Annotated in this window: 1 protein-coding gene; it reads left to right on the forward strand. The window is 62.0% G+C overall.

Features of this window, described 5'->3' with window-relative positions:
- Positions 1-1,166 (forward strand): tetratricopeptide repeat protein (locus tag ACXRVY_RS30360; RefSeq protein WP_458239122.1); only part of this gene is annotated, 1,166 nt, incomplete at its 5' end.
- Positions 1,167-1,181 lie beyond the last annotated feature (15 nt).

Below are 1,181 nucleotides of genomic sequence, written 5' to 3' on the forward strand. Positions count from 1 at the left end.
ACACCATGGGCCAACCGGGTCCGCAGTGCGTGGATTGCCACATGCCCGCCAAGTTCTACATGGGCAATGACTTGCGGCATGACCACAGCTTCAGCATTCCCAACCCTGAGCGAGCAAAGAAACTCGGTACACCTGACGCCTGCCTGACCTGCCACCAGGGCAAGGCCGGCGACAAGATCACCGAGCAATTCAAACTGTGGAACACCGCCAGCGCCAGCGCGGTGCAAGCCCCGCGTTACGACGAAAGCCTGTGGCTGATCCGTAACGGTCAACCGGGTGCGGCGCAGGCGCTGTTCGAGCAACTGCAACGCAGCAATCTGCCGGCGATCCAGCGCGCGACGCTGCTCGGCGAATTGTCGCTGTATCCGAGCGAACAAGCGTTGAAACTGGTCACCAGGGACCTGAACAACACGGCGCCTCAAGTACGTGAGAGCGCCATGCGCGCGCTCAGTGCATTCCTGCCGCCACCGGAACGCGCGCAACTGCTGACCCCCTTGTTGAATGATCCTGTCAGAGCAGTGCGCATCGCCGCCGCCCSGGATTTGCTCAGTGTGGCGCGCAACGGCCTGGGCACGGCTCGGGACAGCTGGAATGCCGCTATCGTCGAATACGAAATGGTTCAGAAAAACCTGCTCGAACGCGCCGAAGCGAACCTCAATCTGGCGATGCTGTATCAGGCCAGCGGTCGCAACGCTGAAGTCGAAGGCTTCCTGCGCGCGGCCCTRCAGTGCGATCCGGACTTCTACCCGGCGCTGGTCACCCTGGTGCAATGGCTGGAGGTCAACGGTCGCAGTCAGGAAGCCCATGCCCTGCTGGCGCAAAGCCTCAAGGACCACCCCGACTCAGGCCTGCTGCAACACACCCAGGGCCTTGCGCTGATTCGCGCGGGCCAGGCCGCTCAAGCCATGCCGTACCTGCGCAAGGCCGCGCAACTGGAACCACAGAGCGGACAGTTCGGCTATGTGCTGGCGGTGGCCCTGCATGACAGCGGCAAGATTGACGAGGCGTGCGCAGARCTGGAACGGTTGTTGAAAGAACAACCGTCCAACCGCAATGCCCGCTTGTCGTTGATCCGGTACTACCTGGACAACGGCCAGGAACCCAAGGCGCAGGTTCTGTTGCAGGGCTGGAAGAAAATGAACATGGGCGATCCGGCACTGAAATGATGCGGGGCTCAAAGG

This window comes from Pseudomonas sp. P5_A2_2 (assembly GCF_054177685.1).